Raw genomic sequence first — 21,185 nt, forward strand, 5'->3', positions numbered from 1 at the left:
ATGGCACCCACCCCGAAGGGACGCGCCACCTACCACCACGGCGACTTGGCCGCGGCGCTGGTGGCGGCGACCCTGGAGATCATCGATGAGGTCGGGGTGCGAGGTTTCTCCGTCGCGGAGGCCGCGCGCCGCACCTGTGTCAGCCCCGGTGCCCCGTACCGCCACTTCGCCGACCGTGACGCGCTGGTCGCCGCCGCCGCGCTGGAGGTCTCGCGGCGGCTGCGGGCCATCTACCTGGAGACCGCGGCCGAGAGCGGCTCCGCTCAGGAGCGGCTGGCGACGGTGGCGGGCAGCTTCGTGCGCGCGGCGGCCCGCTACCGCGGCGGGCTGGACATCCTGTTCGCCCCGGGGCTGCGGGCCACCCATCCGGAGCTACGGGACAGCACCCGGGAGTTCGTCGATCTGCTGTTGCCGAGCGCCTTCGAGGTGATCGCTCCGGGCGAGGGCCCGGCGACGGCCGTGGCGCTGCTCGACGCGCTGCATGCACTCGCCCGGGGGTATGTCGCCCAATTGCTGGAAGGGAAGTTCGGCGATCCGGATGACGTGGCCGAGGAGGTCGCCATCCGTGCGACCCAGGCCGCGCGGGCGCTGGTAGCGGGCTACGGCGTGCCATCGGGGCATGTCGGCGAGGTGGCACGGGACCGCTGACGGAGGGACAGAATTTCCCGTTCCGCTTCACGATCTTCGTTCGGCGCGCATACCGTCGATGCGGAACGGATCGGAGGAACAGATGTCCCTGAAATCCGGTAAGAGCCTGTGTCATGTTCCCCGCCGCACGCCCGGCCGGGGACATGACACAGGCTCTAAGGGCGCCCACCGGGCGCCTTCGCGGCTGTGCTCGCCGTACGCCGTCGGCGCACTGGGGGTGGCGGTCACCGCCGCCGTCCTCGCCACCCTCGTCCCGGCCACCGCCGGGACGACCGACCCCGACCACGACGCCGGTACCGACCCGGCCCCCGCATCGTCCGTCCCGCACCCCGAGCGGGACTGGATGGGCTCGACGATCGCCCGCTACGAGAAGGCCGACCCCGGCGTCTCGCCCAGGGCCACCAGAGCGGCCTCGGTGGAGGGTGTGGATGTCAGCGACCATCAGGGTTCGGTCGACTGGGCGGCCCTGTGGGACGACAACGTCCGATTCGCCTATGTGAAGGCCACCGAGAGCACGACCTACAAGAACCCCTCGTTCGCCGGGCAGTACAACGGCTCCTTCCAGCAGGGCATGATCCGCGGCGCCTACCACTTCGCCCTGCCGGATCGTTCCAGCGGCACCCGTCAGGCCGACTTCTTCGTGAGCAACGGAGGCGACTGGTCCAACGACGGCAAGACACTGCCGCCCGTCCTGGACCTCGAGTACAACCCGTACGGAGCAATCTGCTTCGGACTGACCGCGTCCCAGATCGTGGACTGGATCGGCGACTTCACGGCGCGGGTCAAGGAGCGCACCGGACGGCAGCCGGTGATCTACACCGCCACCGGCTGGTGGAAGACTTGCACGGGCAACAGCGCCGCCTTCGCCGAGCGGAATCCCCTGTGGCTGGCGCGGTACGCCGCCACCCCCGGGGACCTGCCGGCCGGCTGGGCGACCCACACCCTGTGGCAGTACACCTCCACCGGGCCGCTGGTGGGCGACCACAACAGGTTCAACGGAAGCCTGACGGGCCTCAAGGCGCTGGCCACGGGGTGAGGCGGCGGCACTCAGCCGCCGAGCACACCGCCGACCCCGCCGAGCACACCGTCGAGCGTGTCCCCGACACCGTCCACCAGACCGCCCACCAGGCCCTTGCCGTGGTGACCGCCCTCGCCGGGGGTGGACCGCGGCGGCTGGCTGGGCTGCTGCGAGGGGGTGGCCGGATCGGCGCTCGGGGTCGTCTCGCTCGGCGAGGAGTGCTCCGAGGGAACCTGGTCGTCCCGCTGCGCCGGGGTGGGGGCCGCGTGGGTGGTCGCGGCCTTCGAGGGGGCCGCGTCGGGGGTGGCCGGGGTGGTGGGCCGCTGCGCGCCGGCGCTCCGGTCCGTCGCCCCGCCACCGGGAGTGGCGGCGTCCGTGTCGTCGGAGATCAGCTTCGGCTTCGTGGACTCGCTGGGCGAGACATGGCTCTGCGAGGGCGAGTGGTCGACGGTGGGGTCGATGTGCGGCGCCTGCTCCTGCTGTGTGTTCACATCGGAGCGGGCCTGCACGGACTTGTCACCGCCGGTCGTCGAGTGGAGGCCGAAGGCTATGGTTCCGGCCACTCCGAGAGCGGTGGCCGCCTTGAGCGTCGTGGTACGCGCCTGCTGGGCGGCGGTCGGTCGGCTGTGTCGACCCATTTCGCTGGTCTCCCCGTTATGGAATGGGTTGGGTGCAGTGCACCGGAAGGCCAGGTTCCGAGCGGAACTGATGTCCGACGCACACGTGTTACAGAGTAAAGAACGAGCCAGATGATAACCATGGCCCCCCGGTGTACGGCCACCCGTACACCGGGGAACGTTTGTCCATGGCTAGCGCGCGGCCTCCGGATAGAAGTCGCGTGAACGGCCCTGGCCGTCCTTGAGCTTTCCGAGCAGGCTCGCCGGGTACTCGATGAGCCAGTAGCTCACCGCGGCGGCGGCCACGGCCACCACCAGCACGATGACCACGGCCGGCGGGAAGCCCGCCTGGCCGTCGGGGGGCAGCAGCCCGGCGTTGTACAGGCCCAGCATGATCGGCTCATGCCAGACGAAGAGGCTGTAACTGGCCAGCCCGGCGCCGGTGAGCCAGCGGGCCGTGAGCCACCTGTGCCACCGCCCCTGCCGCCGCACATGGATGGTGCTGTACAGCAACACCATCCACAGCAGGGCGGACAGCGGATGGTAGAAGGTGGTCGGGAAGTCCTCCGCCTCCGTACCGGACCAGGACAGCAGATACAGCCCCAGGAGGGCGGCCACCCGCAGCGGGATGGCCACCTTCGCGTGGAGCCGGCCCCGGTCGCCGAGGGCGACCATCACCACGGCCAGGCCCATGCCCGCCGCGAACCCTCCGAAGCGGGCCTGCGGTCCGAAGTACACCGGCCATTCGGTGTGCGGGATCTCCAGCACATAGCGGGCGACCGCGATCCAGATGAACGGCCCGATGTACAGCAGGGCACATCCGGCGGCGCACACCGCCACCCGGGAGGCCCGCTGGCGCAGCGGACGGCAGATGCGGGCGGCCAGCGGGCCGAGTCCCACCAGCGCCAGATAGAACATGATTTCCAGCGACAACGACCAGGTGGGGCCGATGGTGTAGAAGATCTGCTCCTGGTCGAAGACCTGGGTGAAGGTGAGATGGTGCACCAGATCGGACCACTCGCCGGGCAGTGTGGGGTTGCGGGTGGCCCAGACGCACAGGACCGCCAGGAAGTACAGCGGGATGATCCGGATGGCGCGCCGAAAGAGGAACACCCGGCCGGGGCGGGTCGAGCCCCCCTCGATCGCCGCCCGTGCGTAGGACAGCGTGAGCAGATACGCGGACAGGACGAAGAAGAAGTCGATGACCTCCAGCGACACCAGCGCGTTCGCGTACCGGTTGGGCACCGGTGAGTGGGCGCCGTCCCGGTCGTAGGTGAAGTACTGCTGCCAGACGTGGAAGACGACCGTGAGCAGCGCCGCCATGCCCCGGAAGCCCTGGATCTCCGCGTTCCTCCGGTTCCGGGAGGGCGCGCCCTTGGCGGGTGTGCCGTTGACCGGCCGGCGGACGGTGGCGGGTGCGGTGGTGAGGGTGGTGGACGCCGTGCTCATGTCCGCTTCACCGCCTTCTCGCCGGGCCGCGGGGTGACCCGCCACTGGCGGTCCCGCAGCACCTCCTTGAGCAGCGACTGACGGGCCACGATGTTCTTGAAGTGGCTGTAGAAGAAGGTGGACACCAGCAGATACCGCCAGAACCACGCCCTGCGGCGGCGCAGTTCGGGCACCGCGAGCCGCCATGCGAACAGCGCCTGGACCAGTCCGGCGGAGAGGGTGAACAGGGTGGCCAGCAGGCAGACCGGCACCGCCCAGTCGAGCTGGTCCACGCCGCCCGCCCGCCACGCCGAGTACAGCAGCACGGGCAGGATCTGGAGGGTCAGCCACGGCTGGATCTCACGCCAGCCCAGCAGCACCAGCAGCCCCGCCTTCTGGCGGGCGGTGAAGGCCGGCGAGCGCAGCCCGCGCCACAGATACTTCAGCGACACCTGGAGCCAGCCCTGGGCCCAGCGCGACCGCTGGTTCCACAGCGCCTTGAGGGTGGTGGGCGCCAGTTCGCGGGAGATGAGCGTGCGGTCGGTGGCGATCCTGGCCCCCTCGTGCAGGGCGCGCATCGAGGAGTCGATGTCCTCGGTGAGCATCGTGCCGTGCATCCGGGTCCTGGCGAGCAGATCGGTGCGCCAGAAGCCGTTGGAGCCGCCGAAGACACCGAAGGTGTAGAGCCGGGTCCGGCCGGGGTGGCTGACGGCGTAGATGGCCTCGAACTCCACGCCCACCAGCTTGGCGACCCAGGAGCTCTCGCCGTTGCGGATCACACAGTGGCCCTGGACCACGTCGTAGCCATTCGAGAGCCAGTGCCAGGCGTGCTGGAAGGCATCGGGCACCGGGTGGTGGTCGGCGTCGAAGATGCCGACGAACTCACCGCGCACCCGGGTGACCGCGGCGTTGACGTTCTGCGCCTTGGAGGTGCTGCCCGCCACCGGCATCAGCACCAGCCGCGGGTCGCGGCGGGCCATCTCCCGCAGGGTCTCCTCGACGGGCATGGGGTGCGGCGTGTTGTACGCGAGCACGATCTCCAGCTCGCCCGGGTAGTCCAGGCGCAGAAAGGATTCGATGGTGTCGACGATGGTCGCCGCCTCATTGGGCAGATACGCGGCGATGACGGCGCTGGCCGGCGGATACGGCTGAGCGGGCTGTTCGGGCCGGGGTTTGGCGTCGAGCGAGAAGAGGCACTCCAGCACGATCATCGCGGCGGAGAGCACCAGCCCGGACACCACGACCCAGTAGGCGGCCGAGCCGACGTCCCAGCCCAGTTCGTACATCTGCTGGTAGAAGACGAAGGGGATGCCCACGCCGAAGAGCAGCACCAGGATGGGCGAGAGCGCCGACAGCAGGGCGCGCAGCGCGGTGGCCAGCGGACGGCGGCGGCGGCGGTGGCTGCCGCGCATCCACGCCGCGTACTTGACCGGCCGCAGATCCCGGTGGCGGATCGATTCGTCCACCGCGTTGCGGGAGTTGGCGACGGCCTGGGCGCGGTCCGGGCAGTCGGCCAGCGGGGTCCAGCCGATCGCCGGGGTCAGCCGTACGTTCTCATCGGCGACCACGAAGCGGGTCCCGGCCACCGCGTTGGCGAACTTCTGGAGTTCGCCGCGCGCGGTGTCCTCGTCCACACCGGGCATCAGCATCAGCAGATGGCCCTCGTCGTCCCAGCCGAGCCGGTCGCAGACGCCGCCCAGCTTCTCCGCCACTCCGGCGAGGCGTTCGGCCACCTCACGGCGCACCCGCGGGCCGAGCCGGGCTTCGAGGGCGGCTATCTCGGCGACGCCGACCATGGCGACGACACCACCGACACGGCTGTCGTCGACCCGCTTGAGTTCGCGGTCGAGTTCGCCCAGGAAGTGGGGCTGGGAGTACAGGCCGGTGCGCGGGTCGAGCAGCAGATTCTCGACGGGGACCGGGACCCGGCGCAGCTTGGCCTCGATCCGCGCGGACAGCTCGACGGGGTCGGAGCTGTCCGGCAGGCAGTCGTCGGCGCCGCCGCGCAGCATGTCGGCGACGCCGACGGGGCCGGGGTCGGAGGTGACCATGAGCAGGGGAAGCGCCCGTCCGGCGGGCACGGCGCGGACCTCGCGTATCAGCTCCAGCCCGTCGTCGGCGCCGTTCAGGGCGACGATCGCGTCCGGTGGGGATTGCCGCATCTGACGGCTGACGTCGCCGGGCTCCGCATGGCTCACCTCATGCCCGGTCGAGACGAGTGTCCGGGTCAGCTTGTCGAGTCTGGGGCCCGGTGTGCCGACCGCCAGCACATGCCCGCTCGGTCCCGCCACGTCGCCGCGAGCGGCGGGCACGGGTTGCTGGTATTCGCGTGATCGTGGGTGGTGCGAAGTAAGCACCTGAGGTTCCTTTCTGAAAGACATGCGTCACCGAACGGGCCGTGGGCGCACGGACGTTCCGGCCGGGGTCAGGGCAGACCACGTGGCCCGTGGGCATGCGCGCATGGGCATGCGGCTACGGGCAGGCCGGAGGACGGCGTCGCCGGGAAGGCCGGGGCGATCCGCCGTTCGGTGAGTGGTGAGAGGCGGCTACGCCGCTACCGTGGCCGATCCGCGCGGGGAGAGGTGAGGTCTCCGGCGGGGTCTCGGGCAGACGGACGTGACGGCGGCGGTGGACACGCGAACGTGCTCCAGCGAATTGCGCATAAGGTCCCATCCTGTTCGGATCGTGGGGGGCGGACCGAACGTCACCAGTGCGGGTCGACCGATCTTTTGGGCTGACCGGTCGGAATCCTTAGTCTCATCGATCACTACGGAACCACACAACACATCGAAGTAACACTCTCATTAACCGATGAGAGAGTTGCGCGTTCCCACGGGTCGATCGCCACTGGCCCCCAACTTGCCTACGGCGCGGGGGTGTCGGAGCCCATGTCGGTACGGCGTCGGCGGGGCGTCGGCGGGCATCGACCCGGCGTCGGCGCCACGTCGGTGCGGTGTCGGTGGCTGCGGCCAGTCTTTTTCCAGGCACCACATTCGGTGGTTGAATTCGGAAGGGACAACGCCCATGCGCAATACCCGGGTCCTGATTTCCGGCGCCAGTATCGCCGGGCCCGCCCTCGCCTACTGGCTGGACCGCCATGGCTTCCAGGTCACCGTGGTGGAGCGCGCCGCGGGCCCGCGCCCGGGCGGACAGGCGATCGACGTACGAGGCCCGGCGCTGGAGGTGTGCGAGCGTATGGGTGTGCTGGCGGAGGTCCGGGCGCTCCGCACCGGGCTGCGCGGTATGTCGATGGTCGACGGCGACGGAAAAGAGCTGTTCCGCACCACCGAGCGCACCGCGAGTGGCGGATTTCTGGACAGCCCCGACGTGGAGATTCTCCGGGACGATCTGTCCTCGGTTCTGCTGGCCGCGGGCGGCGACGGGATCGAGTACCTCTTCAACGATTCCATCGCCTCGCTCGCCCAGGGCCCCGATGAGGTGGCGGTCACCTTCCACCGGGGCGGTTCGCGCGCCTTCGACATCGTGGTGGCGGCCGACGGGGTGCACTCCTCCACCCGGGCGCTGGTCTTCGGCCCGGAGGAGAAATTCCTTCACCATATGGGGGGCTATCTGGGCGTGTGGACGGTGCCGAACTATCTGGGCCTGGACCGCTGGGAGGTCATCTACCAGATGCCCGGCGACGTCTGGGGCGGCATGCTGATGAGTGTCCGCGAGAACACCGAGGCCCGGGTCTACATCGGCATCGACTCGGACGAACCGCCCGCCGAGTTCCTCGGCTCCCGGACCGTCTCGGATCAGAAGCGGCTGGTGGCCGAGCGGTACCGGGACGCGCGCTGGGAGATGCCACGGCTGCTGGAGTACATGTGGGGGGCGCCCGACTTCCACCTCGACGTGGCGGCCCAGATCCATATGGACTCCTGGTCCCGTGGCCGGGTGACCCTGGTCGGCGACGCCGGTTACTGCGGCTCGCCGATGTCCGGGCAGAGCACCAGCGTGGCCATGGTCGGCGCCTATGTCCTGGCGGGCGAGCTCAAGGCCGCCGGCGGCGACCACACCACGGCCTTCGCCGCCTATGAGCGCGAGCTGCGGGGCTATGCGGCGGCCAACCAGCAGCTCGCGCTGGACCACAAGGCACGGAAGAAGGACGCGGAGACCGCATCGCACGGGCAGGAGCCCGACACCAACCCGACCAATATCGGTGACGGCTTCTACGAGGTGGTCAACTCCTACACCCTCAAGGACTACTGACCGGGGGACCACTGACCGGGCCGCCCGACGGCGGTGGCCCTGGCCGCGTGGCCCTGGACCTGGCCGTGGGCCCGTGACCGGCTAGGACACCACGTCCTTGCGGCCGAAGCCACGGAAGGCGAAGGCGAGGAACACCAGCGCGTAGGCGACCGACACCGAGACGCCCTTCACCATTCCGCCCCACTCCATATGGGGCTGGAGTGCGTCCGCCCATGCGAACTGCCAGTGCGCGGGCAGGAAGTCGCGCCAGGAGCCGAGCGCCGTGACCGCGTCCAGCACATTGCCCACGATGGTGAGCCCCACCGCACCGCCCACCGCGCCCAGCGGCGCGTCGGTGACGGTCGAGAGCCAGAACGCGAGGGCGGCCGTGACCAACTGGGACAGGAAGATGTACAGCACCACGAGGGCGAGCCGGACGAGGGCGTCCCCGACCGGCAGTTCACCGCCCGTGGGCAGCTCCAGCGGCCCCCAGCCGTATGCGACGGTGCCCACCGCGAGCGCGACCAGCGGCAGCAGCACCATGGCGGCCGCGCTGAACGCGAGGGCCACCGCCAGCTTGCTCCCCAGCAGCCGGGCCCGGGGCACGGGCGCGGCCAGCAGATAGCGCAGCGAGGACCAGCTCGCCTCGGAGGCCACGGTGTCGCCGCAGAACAGCGCCACCGGCACCACCAGCAGAAAGGCGGCCGAGACGAACAGCGCGGTGGCGGCGAGGTTGGCGCCGGAGGCGGTGGCCGTGGCCATCAGGGTGACCCGGTCCTCCTGCCCCTCGGGGGCGCCGCCGATGGCGAACGCGACGACGAGGACGAACGGCAGCAGCGCCAGCACCAGCGCCATGACCAGGGTCCGGCGGCGGCGCAGTTGGCGTACGGCCTCGACCCGCAGCGGCAGGGTGTGATGGGCCCGGTAGCCGGGCGCGACCTGGGACAGGGAGCTCACGCGGATCCTCCTGCAATCAGCGTCAAGAAGGCGTCTTCCAGGCGCCGGTTGGGCCCGAAGCTGGTCACCGGGATCTCCAGCCGCACCAGTTCGGCGAGCAGCCGCGCCGGGGTGGTCCCGTCGAGCTGGACGAGCAGTCCGTCGGCGGTGCGGGCGGCGGAGACGATGCCGGGCAGCGCGTTCACCTTGTCGATGTGGACCTCGCTCAGCTCGCCGTCGTGGCCCACCAGCACACTGCCGCCGTTGCCGGTGATCTCGCCGACCGGGCCCGCCTGGATGAGCCGGCCCCGGTCCATGACGACCAGATGGGTGCAGGACTGCTCGACCTCCGCCAGGAGATGGCTGGAAACGATCACCGTGCGCCCCTCGGCGGCGTACCGGATCATCACCTCGCGCATCTCGCGGATCTGCGGCGGGTCGAGGCCGTTGGTCGGTTCGTCGAGGATCAGCAGATCGGGCAGGCCCAGCATGGCCTGGGCGATGGCGAGCCGCTGCCGCATGCCCTGGGAGTAGGTGCGTACCGCACGCTCCAGCGCGCTGCCCAGGCCCGCGATCTTGAGCGCCTCCTCGATATGGGCGTCGGCGGCGGGGCGGCCGGTGGCCCGCCAGTACAGCTCCAGGTTGGCGCTGCCGGTCAGATGCGGCAGGAAGCCCGCCCCCTCGACGAAGGCGCCGACGCGGGAGAGCACGGGCGCACCGGGCCTGATGGCCTGGCCGAAGACCCGGATCTCGCCCTCGTCGGGGGCGATGAGCCCCATCAGCATGCGCAAGGTGGTGGTCTTGCCCGCGCCGTTGGGCCCGAGGAGTCCGAGCACCTGCCCCTTCTCGACGCGGAAGGACAGGTCGCGTACCGCGTAGCGGTCGGCGGACTTGGCGTAGCGCTTGCTGAGACCGGTGATCTCCAGGGGCACCTCGGTCAGTTCGGGGTCGGGGGCGGGAGTGGCCGTACGCCGCTTGCCGGTCAGCACCAGCACGAGCGCCACCACGGCCGCGGCCAGCGGCAGCCCCCACACCCAGGCGGGCAGCGGGGCGGGCTGGGTGTGCACCACGGGAGCGGTGGGGACCGTCAGGCCGCCGTCCACGAGCCCGACCGTGTAGGTGGCGGGCTCGGTCGGCGAGGCGTAGCCGAGGTCGGTGGAGGCCAGGACCAGCCGCAGCCGATGGCCCGCGATGAGTTCGTGGTCGACGGCGGGCAGCCGCACGGTGACGGTACGGCCCTGCTTCGCGCCCGTGACGCGCAGCGGCGTGACCAGTTGCTCGGGCAGCACCTGCTGTCCGTCCGGCCCCACGTCGTAGACCTTGGCGAACAGGACGGCGTCGTCCGTGTCGGCCTTGACCCGCACCTTCACCTCGGGCGATCCGGTGATGCGCAGGGGCCGGTCGAGCCGCGCCGAATCGAACCGCGCGAACTGGCCGGGGATGTCGAGGGAGAGGCCGACGCCGAGCGAGGACGCCTGGGACAGCCCGGCCACGCCCGGCACCGTGGAGATGGAGGGCGGCCCCGCCCCGGGCGGGTTGGCGAACGACTGCTCGCGTCCGGGCAGTGCCACCTTCCGGGTGCCGTCGGCCAGGCCCGGGTAGCGGTCGCCGGTGGCGCCGCGCAGTTGGAGCGCGCCGTTGGTGGTGTCGATGCCGCCGGTGCGGCTGATCCGGAAGGCGGGCCCGGTGTCGGTGCCCTTGTCGCCCTTGAGATAGCGGTCGAACCAGGCGCGGGTGCGGTCCGCCACCCGCGAGGTCTCGCGGTCGCCGCCGTCATGTCCGCCGGCCGTCCAGTCGACGGCGACCGGCGCCCCGGTGGCCCGGATCGCCTTCGCCATCTCGTCGGCCTGGCCGAGCGGGAAGAGGGAGTCGGCCTGCCCCTGGAGGATCAGCGTGGGGACCTTGATCCGGCCGGCCACGGCGGACGGGCTGCGGGCCTCGAGCATCCGGCGGGCGGCGGCGTCGGGCTTTCCGGCGACCGCGACCCGCTCGTACATCTCGCACAGCCGCTTCTCGAAGCGGCCGCAGCCCTGGCCTCCCAGGGTCTTCCCGCCGCTCTCGCCCCCTTCGCCGTTCGCGTCTCCCGGGTCCGCCCGGACTCCCTGGCCCGCCCCGCCGTTCGCGCCTCCCGCGCCCGACTGGCCCGTTCCACCGCCCGCTCCTCCCCCGCCGTTCGCATCCTCCTGGCCGCCCTGGGCCTGGGTGAGGTCGGCCGAGCCGGTGGTGAAGAACAGCCCGGTCCAGAGCTTCTTGTAGACACCGTTCGGGAAGAGCGCGTCGGCGAGGTTCCAGTAGGTGATCTCGGGCGCGATGGCGTCCACCCGGCGGTCGTATCCGGCGGCGAGCAGGGAGATCGCCCCGCCGTAGGAGGCGCCGGCGACGCCCACCCGGGGGTCGCCCTGGCCGTCGAGCCGCACCTCGGGGCGTTTCGCCAGCCAGTCGATCAGCCGCCGGGCATCGGCCACCTCATGGTCCGGGTCGTTCAGCCCGATCTTCCCCGTGGATCTGCCGAATCCACGCGCCGACCAGGTGAGCACGGCGTATCCGTCGCGGGCCAGTTCCTCGGCCCGCTCGCGTACGTCGTCCTTGCTGCCGCCGAAGCCGTGGGCGAGCAGGACCGCGGGCCTGCGGCCGCTGCCCGCGGTGAAGTACGAGGTGTCGATGCGCGCGCCCGGCATGTCCAGCACGCGGTCCTGGCGGTGTACGGCCGGCCGGTCGTCGGAGGCGGCGGCCACCCAGGTACCCGCGCCCGCGAGGACGGCCGCGGCGGCCACGGCGGCGGCCAGGCGCCGGCCTCGCAGCCGGGTCTTTCGGAGATCCATACCGCAACCCTAAGAGGAGGATGCGAACGCCGGAGCTGACACCAGACGGATTCTCGTCCCCTCCCGGGGGAGTATCCGGACACCCGCCGTACACCCGGTGCGGTATTCCCCCCGGCCGCGGCGGCCGGGCTTTTGGATCCGTCAGATGAAGGTCCATAAGATGCGCCGGTGATCATAAAGAAACGTCTGGCGACAGGCGCGTTGGGGCTGCTCGCGGTCCTCGCCTGCGGCCTGATATCCCCTCCCGCCGCGATGGCCGGCGAACCGGCTCCCGATTCCCCGAAGGTCGAGCTGGTGCTCGACGTCAGCGGCTCCATGCGGGCCCGCGACGTCGACGGCGACTCCCGGATGGCGGCAGCGAAACAGGCGTTCAACGAGGTGCTGGACGCCACTCCCGAAGAGGTGCGGCTCGGCATCCGCACCCTCGGCGCCAACTACCCGGGCAAGGACCGCGTGGCCGGCTGCCGGGACAGCGAACAGCTCTACCCGGTGGGCCAGGTCGACCGCACCGAGGCCAAGGCGGCCGTCGCCACACTGCGCCCCACCGGCTGGACGCCCATCGGGCTCGCGCTGCGCGGCGCGTCCAAGGACCTCTCCAGCGGCGACGGGACCCGCCGGATCGTGCTGATCACGGACGGCGAGGACTCCTGCGGTCAGCCCGACCCGTGTGATGTGGCCCGTGAACTGGCCGCCCAGGGAACCCATCTGGTCGTCGACACGCTCGGGCTGACGCTGGACCGCAAGGTCCGTGAACAGCTCAGTTGCATCGCCGAGGCCACCGGTGGCACCTATACGGCGATCCAGCACCGGGACCAGCTCTCCAGCCGTATCAAGCAGCTTGTCCGGCGCTCCGCCGACACCCCCGTGCAGACGCCCACTCCGGTGCAAGGCGCCGCGGAGTGCGCGAAGGCCCCGTACCTGGGCTCCGGCCTCTACAGCGACCGGGAGAGCTTCGGCGAACACCGCTGGTACCGGATGCGCGTGGCGCCAGGTCAGGAGCTGCGGGCCGCGACGAGCGTGGCCGTGGACCGCGCCGTCGACCCGGACTACGGCATTCTGCTGCGCGCGATGACCCCCGGCGGCCGGGAGCTGGTGCGCGGCAGCGAGGCGGGCAGCGGCCGTACGGACGTCATCTCCAGCGGGCTGCGCTATCCGGTCGCCGATGTGGACGACGACGAGGACAAGACCGCGCGGACGGTGTGCCTGGAGCTGAGCCAGTCCTTCTCCGCGCCCGCTTCCGTCAAGCGCGCTCCGGGCCTTCCGGTGGAGCTCGCCGTCGATGTGGTCGGCAACGACGACCCGCCCGCCGATGTGGCCGCCTTCGGCCTGGGCCGCGGCTGGATGCTGCTGGGCGTGCTCACCGTGGGCGGGCTGCTCGCGGGGTTGCTGTGGGGCTGGCTGGCCCGCTGGCGTGTCACCGTCTGGAGGTCCAACTGATGCGAGCCCTGCGTACCGTGGGCGCCGCGCTCACCCTGTGTGCCGCCGCCTGGCTGACCGCCGCCGCTCCGGCCGCCGCCGACGGCGCGGACGGCGCGGACGGCAAGAAGGACGGCGCCCCCACCGAGGCGGGCACGAACTTCCGTACCGCCACCGAGATCAAGCCCGGTGAGAAGGCCACCGCCGCGGCCTCCACCGGCGACTATCTGTACTGGGTGTTCCCGGCCGCCGCCGGGCAGACTCCCAAGGTCGAGGCGGAGCTGAAGCTGCCCGACGGTTCGAGCCGGCACGGCAGCGCCACCTGGCAGCTCGATGTCTACGACGGTCTGCGCCGCCACCAGGCGTGCGCCTCGGGCACCCCGGCGCGCCGGGCGGCCCAGCAGGACCGGTCGGTCACCGTGAGCTGCACCCTGCGCCAGGTGCGGTCCTGGTCCGAGCGCTGGGCCAACGACCCTCTCCAGGGCGCCTATTACGTGCGGCTCACCGTCGTCGATCTGCCGGCCGAGGACCTCGGGCTGCCGATCGACGCCGCGGTGGAGGCGTCCGTACCGGACGCGGGCGGGGCACACGCCGACGGCGGGGACGTGTCCCCGCTTAATCCGGTGCTGCGGTCCGGAACGGCCCCCGGCACCGGCTCCGGCGCGGACTCCGAGGCGCCGGGCGACACGTCCTCGGACTCCGCGGACGACAAGGGCGGGGACATCCCGCACGCGGTCGCCGAGCCGGAGGACGGCTGGGGCTCCGGCTGGTGGTCGGACCGGTGGGTGTGGACCGTGATCGGCGCGGCGCTGGCGGCGCTCGCCGGGGTGGGCGGCTACACCCTCACCCGGGGGCCACGCTTCCCCGGTCGTCGGCCGGGCGACGCCTGACCCGATATCTGACCCGATGTCCGGAATCGGCGCGCGGCCCGCACCTTCACCGTGCGGGCGGCGCGCCTCCCCGGACCCCGGTCGCCCGGGCCCTCAGGAATAGTCCTGGCCCATGAGCCGCCCAAAGTCTTCGGGATCCGTGTCGAATCCACGAATTGCGCTCTGCATTCCCCATTCCCCCGAGTCGTCCCGGGTGAATACCGCCACCGTGGCGGCAGTGGCTTCTGAGACACCGGAGAAGTCGCTCTTAATCAGCTCGGTGTATCCGTTGAGAATCCGGACGCTGGTGTTCGGGACATCCCCGAACGCCTTCCGTCCCGAACTCCGCTGGATGACCACCCCGACGACCACCCGTGAGTATTCGGACGACAGCCGTTCGAGCTCGAGGGTCATGGACTCGTCGACGCCAAGGCCCTGGCCAGTGCGGCTGTCCCTGTTGAGGTTGATGGTGCCGTCCGGTGAGCGGCTGTCGAAGTGGACGAGATACGCGGGCTCACCGTACGGATCGGCGGCGCGGTACGTCCCCGCCACGATGTCGAGATCATGGGGCGGCTCACCGGTGGGACTCGGATCCCACTTGAGCGCCACCTCGATTTTCCGAAGCCCCTTGTTGAGACCAGTCACCCGGACTTCCCTTCCCTCGAACCGTGCGGATGTTGAATGCGCGTGGTGTCAAGCGTATCGCGGGCAGGGCGAGTTGAGGATTTTCCGACGGCCGCGTGCGGGGCCTCCCCGAGGGGTCTCTACTATGGGCCTCCGTACTAACGGCGGAAGGAAGCGTCCATGCGACGGTTGGGGGAGCTCGAGGCGGAGATCATGGACCGCCTCTGGGCTTGGCAGCGTCCCACCACAGTGCGGGAGATCGTGGACGACATCAATGAGCACCGCCCGGTCGCCTATACCACGGTGATGACCGTCGCCTCCATCCTCTACAACAAGGGCTGGCTGCTGCGCGCCAAGGAGGGCCGGGCGTGGGTGTACTCGCCGGTCCGCAGCCGCGAGGAGTACACCGCGGCCCTGATGGAGGACGCGCTCGGCACCAGTGAGGACCGCTCCGCCGCCCTCGCCCACTTCGTCGAGCAGATGGGCCCGGAGGAGGTCAGCGCGCTGCGCAAGGCCCTGCGGGCCGCGGGGCGGCGGACTCAGGCGTGACGGCCGCCCTCACTCTGGGCTGCTATGCCGCGGTGGTCGGCTCGGTGGCCCCGAAGGCGCTGGCGCGCAGCGCCTGGCCGCATCGCGCACCCGGTCTGGCGGTTGCCGTTTGGCATGGATTGGTCCTTTCATTCACCATCGCACTGGCTCTGACCACTTATCACCTCGTCACCCCAACTTGGCATCTTCATAATGGAATGTCCGGCTTGCTCCGGTTCTGCGGGTTGACGTTCGACGCCCGTATCCCGGGCACGGGCCCGGTCGGCGTTCCGGCCATCGCCGTACCGGCCTTGGTGGCGCTGCTTCCGCTCGTCTGCTTCGGCCATGAGCTGCTGCGGGCCCGGCGCGTTCGCGCCCGCCACCGGGGCGTGCTGGACATGGTCGGTCGGCGTTCGGCGCGCTGGCGCGCCACCGTGCTGGACCATGACACGCCCGCGGCGTACTGCCTGCCCGGCCGCAGGCCGCGGATCGTCGTGAGCGCGGGCGCGTTGAGGCTGCTCTCCCCGGCGCAACTGGAGTCCGTACTGGAGCATGAGCGCGCGCATGTCGCGGGCCGCCACCATCTGGCGCTGGCGGCCACCGTGGCGTTCGCCCGGGTGTTCCGGTGGCTGCCACTGGCGCGCGAGGCCAGGGCGCAGACGGCACTTCTGCTGGAGATGGCCGCGGACGACCGGGCCCTGCGCCGCCATCCGCGCGAAGCGCTCGTCTCCGCCCTGTACGCGATGGCGGCGGGCCACGCGGGCCATGCTCCCGGCGGGGCCTTCAGCGTCGGCGGACCGGACGCCGTGGTCCGGCTGCGGCGGATGCTGGAGGCCCGGCGGCGTCCGCATCCGGCACTGTGCGGCGTGGTGGTGGCGGCCGCGGTGGCCGCACCGCTGCTGCCCCCTCTGCTCGGCTGCGCTCCCGGGATGGGGTAGCGGCCCCGGCGCCTCGGGGGCCGCCCCGGGGCCACGCGGAGGGGCCGCGGGACCCGGGACGGCGGGGCGGGAGGCGGATCAGAGCCGGTCGAGGAGGGTTCGCAGGGTGGCGACCTCGGTGGACTGGTTCTTGACGACGTCATCGGCGAGCTTCTTGGCCTTGACGTTACGGCCGTTCTTCTTCTCGTCCTTCGCCATGGCGATCGCGCCCTGGTGATGGTCGATCATCATGCGAGCAAAGGCGCGGTCGAAGGCCGGCCCCTTGGCGGCCTCGAGCTTCCGCATGTCCTCCTTGGACATCATTCCGCCCATATCGCCCTTACCACTTGAACCACTCGAACCGTGGTTCATGCCATCCATGCCGTCCATACCGCCCGATGACGCCTTCTCCGGCTTGCCCCAGTCCTTGAGCCAGGACTTCAGGGTGGCGATCTCCGGGTCCTGCGCCTTCTCGATCTGCCCCGCCAGGCTGGCGATCCGCGCGTCCGAGGCCCGGTCATCGGCCAGTGCGGCCATCGTCAGGGCCTGCTCATGATGCGGGATCATCATCTGCGCGAAGCTGACGTCCGCGTCATTGAACGTGCCCGCGGCGGAGCCCGCGGTCGACTCGGAGGCGGTGGACTCCTTCGCGCTCGCGTGATCCACGCCCTTCGTGTCGTCGTTCCCGCCACAGCCCGCGAGCAGCAGCCCTCCGGCGGCGACGGCGCTCACGAGTGCGAGACGGCGATGGAGCGGCCGACGCGGGACATGCGTGAATGCGGTCATGTCGACGTACCTCTTTTTGCCAAGTATTGACTGTTCCATGGGGCGTATCGGCGCTTTACGCGCGGTTCGGCCTAGATCCGCAGAACAGACAGGGCAGTGAGGTCGGGTCCGCGCGATGGCGGGTCGGGCCGGGCGACGACGGCCGACGCCATGGGAAGCCTCGGCGGGGGACCGCTCCGGCGGGCGAGGGCCGCACGCAGGAGCGCCCCGAGCACCCAGACGCCGAGCACCGCGACACATAGCGAGGCCATGTCCATACCGGTCATGGGTGGGGTCGGCTTCGCCTCGGGCGCGGCCGGCGCATGCCCGGCCTCGGCGGGCGCGGCGGACGGGGCGGGGCGCAGCTCACCGGAGGCATGGTGCGCCGAGTGGCTCCCATGGCTCCCGCCCGCACCGGATCCGCCGTCGGGATGACCCAGGGTGTGCATGACGAAGACACCGAGCGCGAGCACGACGACGAGCAGGAGCCGTGGAAGGACTCCGTCCGCGCGCGCACTCCTGCCGGTGCTCACCATCGCTCCTCGGGGGTCGGTGTGATCTCTCGGAGCCACACCCTACTCCTAATGCCGTTAGTACGTGCACGGACCCCCGGAAGACCCCCGGAAGACCCCTCGGAAGCCGCTCAGCTCTCCCGCATCGCGAGCCTGGCCAGCATGTTCTTCGCCTCGTCGGCGACCTGGGCATCCGCGACCACGTCATAGCGCGCGGCCACGATCTGGCTGCGGGACGAGAAATCGCGCTCCCCCCGGGTCATGGCATGCCCGACGAAACCGAAGATCGCGCCGAACACCGCGCCATAGACGAGACCGCTCACCAGCAGCACGATCACGTTGTTGGCCCCGGCGGCGAACACGGTCAGCAGCAGCCCGACCAGCAGTCCGAACCAGGCCCCCGTACCGGCCCCCGCCAGCGCCGCACGGCCCCTGGTCAGCCGCCCCAGCACCGTCTCGACCATGCGGAGGTCCGAGCCGATGATCGCCATGTGTTCCACCGGGAACCTGTTGTCGGACAGGAAGTCGACCGCGCGCTGGGCGCCGGCGTAGGTCGGAAACGAGCCGACGACCGGGCGGTCGACCACCTCCGACGGCGGTTGCTGGGTCATCGCCGTCTCCCTCCGTCAAAGAGAGCGTGCGCCCGCGTCTGTCCCCTCGCAACGGGAGAGGCGGCGGGGAGCAGCGAGGGGAAAGCGGCGGAACCTCCGAGGATGGTCCGCGCGGCCGGATATCCGGAACGCCGACGCGGCTATCCGCGGAACATTTCCCCGGCCCTCTTCACCCTTCTCCCCGCCACTCCTCGCTGCCGCCCTCCATTTCCCACCCGGGGACGAGACCGCGCCATTCCCGGAAGGGGTCGCTTCCTTTCGCGCTGTCGGCGCATGGGACCCGCCCTCTCGCCCAGGAGTCCCAGGAGTGCCAGGAGAGCGCTATCTGTTTACGGTCAACCGTTGACAGTGGTAGCCGTAGGTACGGCTGCCGCTGACGCGGTGACCGCACGCCACCCGGACGGGCCCGCCGCGCTCCGAGGAGGCGCGGCGGGCCGGGGTTTCAGCGGCGGGCGGGGCGGTCGGTGTGATCGGTGCGGATGAGGGAGCGCACCATCCGGCAGGTGGTGTCGGAGGGCGGATGCACCCCGATCCGGGCGGCCGTGGAGCGTATCTTGCGGTTGGGCGCCTGCTCGGGGCGGTAGACACCGGAGTTGAGCAGCGCGATGGCCAGGCGCATGGCCTTCAGACGGCGGTTGTGGGACTCGTACCACTCACGCGGGCGCCCGGCGGGCATCCGCTTCTTCGGCAGGGTCGGGAAGCTCGGCAGCTCCTGGAGAGGGGGTGCGGCAACGGCCATCGGCAGCCTCCTGAGATGGTCGGGAAACCTTCCCTTCAACTGCCTCTATTCTACGGCCGGGCACTGACAAAGGCCCCTGGTCAGGCGCCATTTACGAGGTGGTCTCGCGATACTGTGTACGCCATGGAGATCTGGATCAATCCGGCATGCTCGAAGTGCCGTGGCGCGCTCACCCTGCTCGATGCGGAGGGGGCCGGATACACCGTCCGCCGCTATCTCGAGGACGTGCCGAGCCAGGACGAGATCCGCGAGGTGCTCGGCCGGCTCGGGCTGGAGCCGTGGGACATCACCCGGACCCAGGAGGCGGCCGCGAAGGAGCTGGGGCTGAAGGACTGGCCGCGTGAGGAGAGTGCTCGGGACCGCTGGATCGCGGCGCTCGCCGAGCACCCCAAGCTCATCCAGCGGCCCATCATCACGGCGGACGACGGTACGGCGGTGGTGGGGCGCACGGAGGAGGCGGTACGGGAGGCGCTGTCCCGGTCCCGCGAGTGACCTCGAGGCCGTGGGCACCACGCCCCGGGCGCCCCGGGTCACCACACGGGACGCCGGGCGTGGGAGCCGCTCAGCGGCGCCGGGGCGAGGGCTGCCGCGGACGCAGCAGGAACCGCTGCGTCTTACCGCTGGAGGTCTTCGGCAGCTCGGTCACGAAGTGGACGTTCCGCGGATAGGCGTGCTTGGCGTACCGCTCCCTGACGAGCTGCTGGAGCTCGGCCGCGAGGGCGTCGCCCGCCTCCGTCCCGGGCCGCGGCACGACGAACGCCTCCACGACCTCGCCGTACTCCTCGTCCGGTACGCCGACCACGGCGGCCTCCGCCACCGCGGCGTGCTCCAGCAGCACGGTCTCCACCTCGAAGGGGCCGATGCGATAGCCCGCCATCAGGATGATGTCGTCGCCGCGCCCGGAGAAGAACAGATCGCCCTCCTCGTCGCGGGAGGCGGTGTCACCGGTGTAGAACCAGTGCCCATCGGGGCTGAACTTCTCGGCGGTCTGCTCGGGGGCGTCACGGTAACCCTTGAACCACATCAGCGGGCTGTTCTGGATGTCCACCACGACCCGGCCGGGAATGTCCACCCGGGCCGGGGCGGAGTTGGTGTCCTCGCGCAGCACCCTCACCCCCCAGCCGGGCAGCGGACGGCCCATGGAGCCGGGCTTGATGTCGTCGCGCAGGGCCGGGTGCCAGGCGTGGGCGACGACCATGCCCAGCTCGGTCGAGCCGTAGTGGTCGCGCACGGGGACACCGAGCGTCTCGAGCGCCCAGTCGACGACGTCCGGGGGCAGCGGTTCGCCCGCCGCCGAGCAGCAGCGCAGCCGCAGATCGCCGGGGGCGGGGATGCCGGAGGCGCGCAGCTTGCGGTAGACGGTGGGCCCGGCGGCGAAGTTGGTGACCCCGAAGCGGGAGAGCACCTCCCAGGTGGACTCCGCGGAGAACAGGCCGTTCAGCAGCAGTGCGCGCTGCCCGAGGGCGAGCGGCCCGATGAGCGCGTAGTACAGGCCGTACGCCCAGCCCGGGTCGGCGGCGTTCCAGAAGACGTCGGTGGGCCGGTGGTCCAGGCCGAACTGCTGGTACATCGCGAAGCCCGCGACGGCCCGCAGCGGGATCGGGACCGCCTTGGGGGTGCCCGCGGTACCCGAGGTGAACAGTTCCACGATGAGCCCGTCGCCGCCCACGGCCACCGGCTCGGGCAGCGTGGCCTCTCCCTCGGCCAGTTCCGCGAAGGACAGGTCCGACCCGGTGACGGGCCCTGTGGTGACGATCCGCCAGGGGCGCTCGCCGGGGAAGCCCGACTCCGGGTCCAGCTTGGGGCGTTGGTCCGCGTCACTGATCACGACCTTGGTGTCGTTGCCCGCGATCCGCAGCGCGATGGCCGGCGGGGCGAACGCGGTGAACAGCGGCACCTGGACGGCCCCGAGCCGCCAGATCGCAAGGCTCGCGACCAGCAGGTCGGCGGATTTGCCCATCAAGGTGGCGACGCGGTCGCCCACTCCGACCCCCAGGGCGGCCAGGGCACCGGCCATCCGCGACGAACGGTCCCGCAGCTCCCCGTACGTCATGTCGCGGCCGGTCAGATCCTTGCCCACCACCGTGAACGCGACGGCGTCGTCCGGGTGCCTGTCGCAGAGCAGGTACGCGGTGTTCGCCGCAGGTTCACCGAAGGTCTTGAGCAGGTCAGCCATGCGCTGTTCCGGGCTGGTCAAGAGGGCTCCTAGTGCTGGTATCCACGAATCGCGCCGGACGGGAGCCAGGGCCGGTGCCCGGCTTGGGGCGAGCGCGGACGCACCTCGGGGGCGCGGGCGCATCTCGCCTTCCGGGGTGGGCTGTTCCCGGGTTGCGCTGAGCCGAAGTCCCAGGCGGCAGCTCCCGTTGGCCTGTACACGCTATCGCGCTTTCCCACCGGTCCGGCAGCGGTCCTCAGGTACCGGAATCGGGACGACTTCCGAAGGCCGGAGCGGAGCCGATACGGGACTCGGAGCGGAGCCGATGCGGGGCCCGGAGCGGAAGCGGCGGGCGACGGTCCCGGCCGTCACCGACGCACTCTGGCGCCCCC

General features: G+C 71.1%; 18 protein-coding genes and 1 pseudogene. 8 read left to right on the forward strand and 11 right to left on the reverse strand.

What is annotated here, in order from left to right:
• Both KN815_RS15665 and KN815_RS15670 read left to right on the forward strand, forming a co-directional pair.
• Positions 1-648, forward strand: coding sequence for a TetR/AcrR family transcriptional regulator (locus KN815_RS15665; protein ID WP_216342554.1), 648 nt, complete (start codon positions 1-3; stop codon positions 646-648).
• Positions 649-730: 82 nt separating this feature from the next.
• Complete coding sequence (locus KN815_RS15670; RefSeq protein WP_253209001.1) at positions 731-1,684, forward strand: lysozyme; 954 nt, start codon at positions 731-733, stop codon at positions 1,682-1,684.
• 11 nt (positions 1,685-1,695) lie between these two features.
• Here KN815_RS15670 and KN815_RS15675 read toward each other — a convergent pair whose 3' ends face one another.
• The 3 genes from KN815_RS15675 to KN815_RS15685 all read right to left on the reverse strand — a co-directional run bounded on the left by KN815_RS15675 (position 1,696) and on the right by KN815_RS15685 (position 6,023).
• The gene (locus tag KN815_RS15675; RefSeq protein WP_216342555.1) at positions 1,696-2,304 is read right to left on the reverse strand and encodes an extensin; all 609 of its coding nucleotides are present in this window, start codon (positions 2,302-2,304) and stop codon (positions 1,696-1,698) included.
• Between the two features lie 171 nt (positions 2,305-2,475).
• The gene (locus KN815_RS15680) at positions 2,476-3,732 is read right to left on the reverse strand and encodes an acyltransferase family protein (protein ID WP_216342556.1); all 1,257 of its coding nucleotides are present in this window, start codon (positions 3,730-3,732) and stop codon (positions 2,476-2,478) included.
• Positions 3,729-6,023 carry a glycosyltransferase gene (locus KN815_RS15685; RefSeq protein WP_253209002.1) on the reverse strand — a complete coding sequence of 765 codons (2,295 nt, stop codon included), beginning with the start codon at positions 6,021-6,023 and terminating at the stop codon, positions 3,729-3,731. The genes KN815_RS15680 and KN815_RS15685 overlap by 4 nt, the downstream gene beginning before the upstream one ends.
• Positions 6,024-6,735: 712 nt before the next feature.
• Between KN815_RS15685 and KN815_RS15690 the strand changes: the two genes are divergently transcribed.
• Positions 6,736-7,920 (forward strand): FAD-dependent monooxygenase, encoded by a 1,185-nt coding sequence (locus tag KN815_RS15690; RefSeq protein ID WP_216342558.1) that lies wholly within the window; start codon positions 6,736-6,738, stop codon positions 7,918-7,920.
• A gap of 81 nt (positions 7,921-8,001) precedes the next feature.
• Here the strand turns inward: KN815_RS15690 and KN815_RS15695 are convergent, their stop codons facing one another.
• Positions 8,002-8,856: an ABC transporter permease gene (locus tag KN815_RS15695; protein ID WP_216342559.1), complete on the reverse strand. Its 855-nt coding sequence runs from the start codon at positions 8,854-8,856 to the stop codon at positions 8,002-8,004.
• Entirely contained in the window at positions 8,853-11,657 is a 2,805-nt protein-coding gene (locus KN815_RS15700; protein WP_216342560.1) for an alpha/beta fold hydrolase, read from the reverse strand. The genes KN815_RS15695 and KN815_RS15700 overlap by 4 nt, the downstream gene beginning before the upstream one ends.
• A gap of 168 nt (positions 11,658-11,825) precedes the next feature.
• On the opposite strand from KN815_RS15700, the gene KN815_RS15705 reads away from it, so the two are divergent.
• Both KN815_RS15705 and KN815_RS15710 read left to right on the forward strand, forming a co-directional pair.
• The gene (locus tag KN815_RS15705) at positions 11,826-13,094 is read left to right on the forward strand and encodes a VWA domain-containing protein (RefSeq protein WP_216342561.1); all 1,269 of its coding nucleotides are present in this window, start codon (positions 11,826-11,828) and stop codon (positions 13,092-13,094) included.
• Complete coding sequence (locus tag KN815_RS15710) at positions 13,094-13,963, forward strand: hypothetical protein (protein WP_216342562.1); 870 nt, start codon at positions 13,094-13,096, stop codon at positions 13,961-13,963. Before KN815_RS15705 ends, KN815_RS15710 begins: the two co-directional genes overlap by 1 nt.
• Positions 13,964-14,056: 93 nt before the next feature.
• Here KN815_RS15710 and KN815_RS15715 read toward each other — a convergent pair.
• Positions 14,057-14,590: pseudogene (locus KN815_RS15715) on the reverse strand (TerD family protein); the annotation flags it as partial.
• Between the two features lie 156 nt (positions 14,591-14,746).
• On the opposite strand from KN815_RS15715, the gene KN815_RS15720 reads away from it, so the two are divergent.
• The gene (locus KN815_RS15720; RefSeq protein ID WP_059147558.1) at positions 14,747-15,115 is read left to right on the forward strand and encodes a BlaI/MecI/CopY family transcriptional regulator; all 369 of its coding nucleotides are present in this window, start codon (positions 14,747-14,749) and stop codon (positions 15,113-15,115) included.
• Between the two features lie 197 nt (positions 15,116-15,312).
• Complete coding sequence (locus KN815_RS15725) at positions 15,313-16,032, forward strand: M56 family metallopeptidase (protein ID WP_308403653.1); 720 nt, start codon at positions 15,313-15,315, stop codon at positions 16,030-16,032.
• 78 nt (positions 16,033-16,110) lie between these two features.
• Here KN815_RS15725 and KN815_RS15730 read toward each other — a convergent pair whose 3' ends face one another.
• The 4 genes from KN815_RS15730 to KN815_RS15745 all read right to left on the reverse strand — a co-directional run bounded on the left by KN815_RS15730 (position 16,111) and on the right by KN815_RS15745 (position 18,638).
• Positions 16,111-16,797, reverse strand: coding sequence for a DUF305 domain-containing protein (locus KN815_RS15730; protein WP_216342565.1), 687 nt, complete (start codon positions 16,795-16,797; stop codon positions 16,111-16,113).
• Positions 16,798-16,868: 71 nt separating this feature from the next.
• Positions 16,869-17,348 carry a DUF6153 family protein gene (locus KN815_RS15735; RefSeq protein WP_253209003.1) on the reverse strand — a complete coding sequence of 160 codons (480 nt, stop codon included), beginning with the start codon at positions 17,346-17,348 and terminating at the stop codon, positions 16,869-16,871.
• Between the two features lie 71 nt (positions 17,349-17,419).
• A complete protein-coding gene (locus KN815_RS15740; RefSeq protein ID WP_216342566.1) occupies positions 17,420-17,899 on the reverse strand; it encodes a general stress protein in 480 nt (159 codons plus the stop codon).
• Positions 17,900-18,341: 442 nt separating this feature from the next.
• Complete coding sequence (locus KN815_RS15745) at positions 18,342-18,638, reverse strand: hypothetical protein (protein WP_078638913.1); 297 nt, start codon at positions 18,636-18,638, stop codon at positions 18,342-18,344.
• 123 nt (positions 18,639-18,761) lie between these two features.
• Between KN815_RS15745 and KN815_RS15750 the strand changes: the two genes are divergently transcribed.
• On the forward strand, positions 18,762-19,130 hold the full coding sequence (locus KN815_RS15750) for an arsenate reductase family protein (protein ID WP_208519289.1): 369 nt from the start codon (positions 18,762-18,764) through the stop codon (positions 19,128-19,130).
• A 70-nt stretch (positions 19,131-19,200) separates the two neighbouring features.
• Here KN815_RS15750 and KN815_RS15755 read toward each other — a convergent pair whose 3' ends face one another.
• Positions 19,201-20,835, reverse strand: a complete 1,635-nt coding sequence (locus tag KN815_RS15755; protein WP_216342567.1) for an AMP-binding protein — start codon at positions 20,833-20,835, stop codon at positions 19,201-19,203.
• Positions 20,836-21,185 lie beyond the last annotated feature (350 nt).

Source organism: Streptomyces niphimycinicus, from assembly GCF_018883605.1.
Lineage (GTDB): Bacteria > Actinomycetota > Actinomycetes > Streptomycetales > Streptomycetaceae > Streptomyces > Streptomyces niphimycinicus.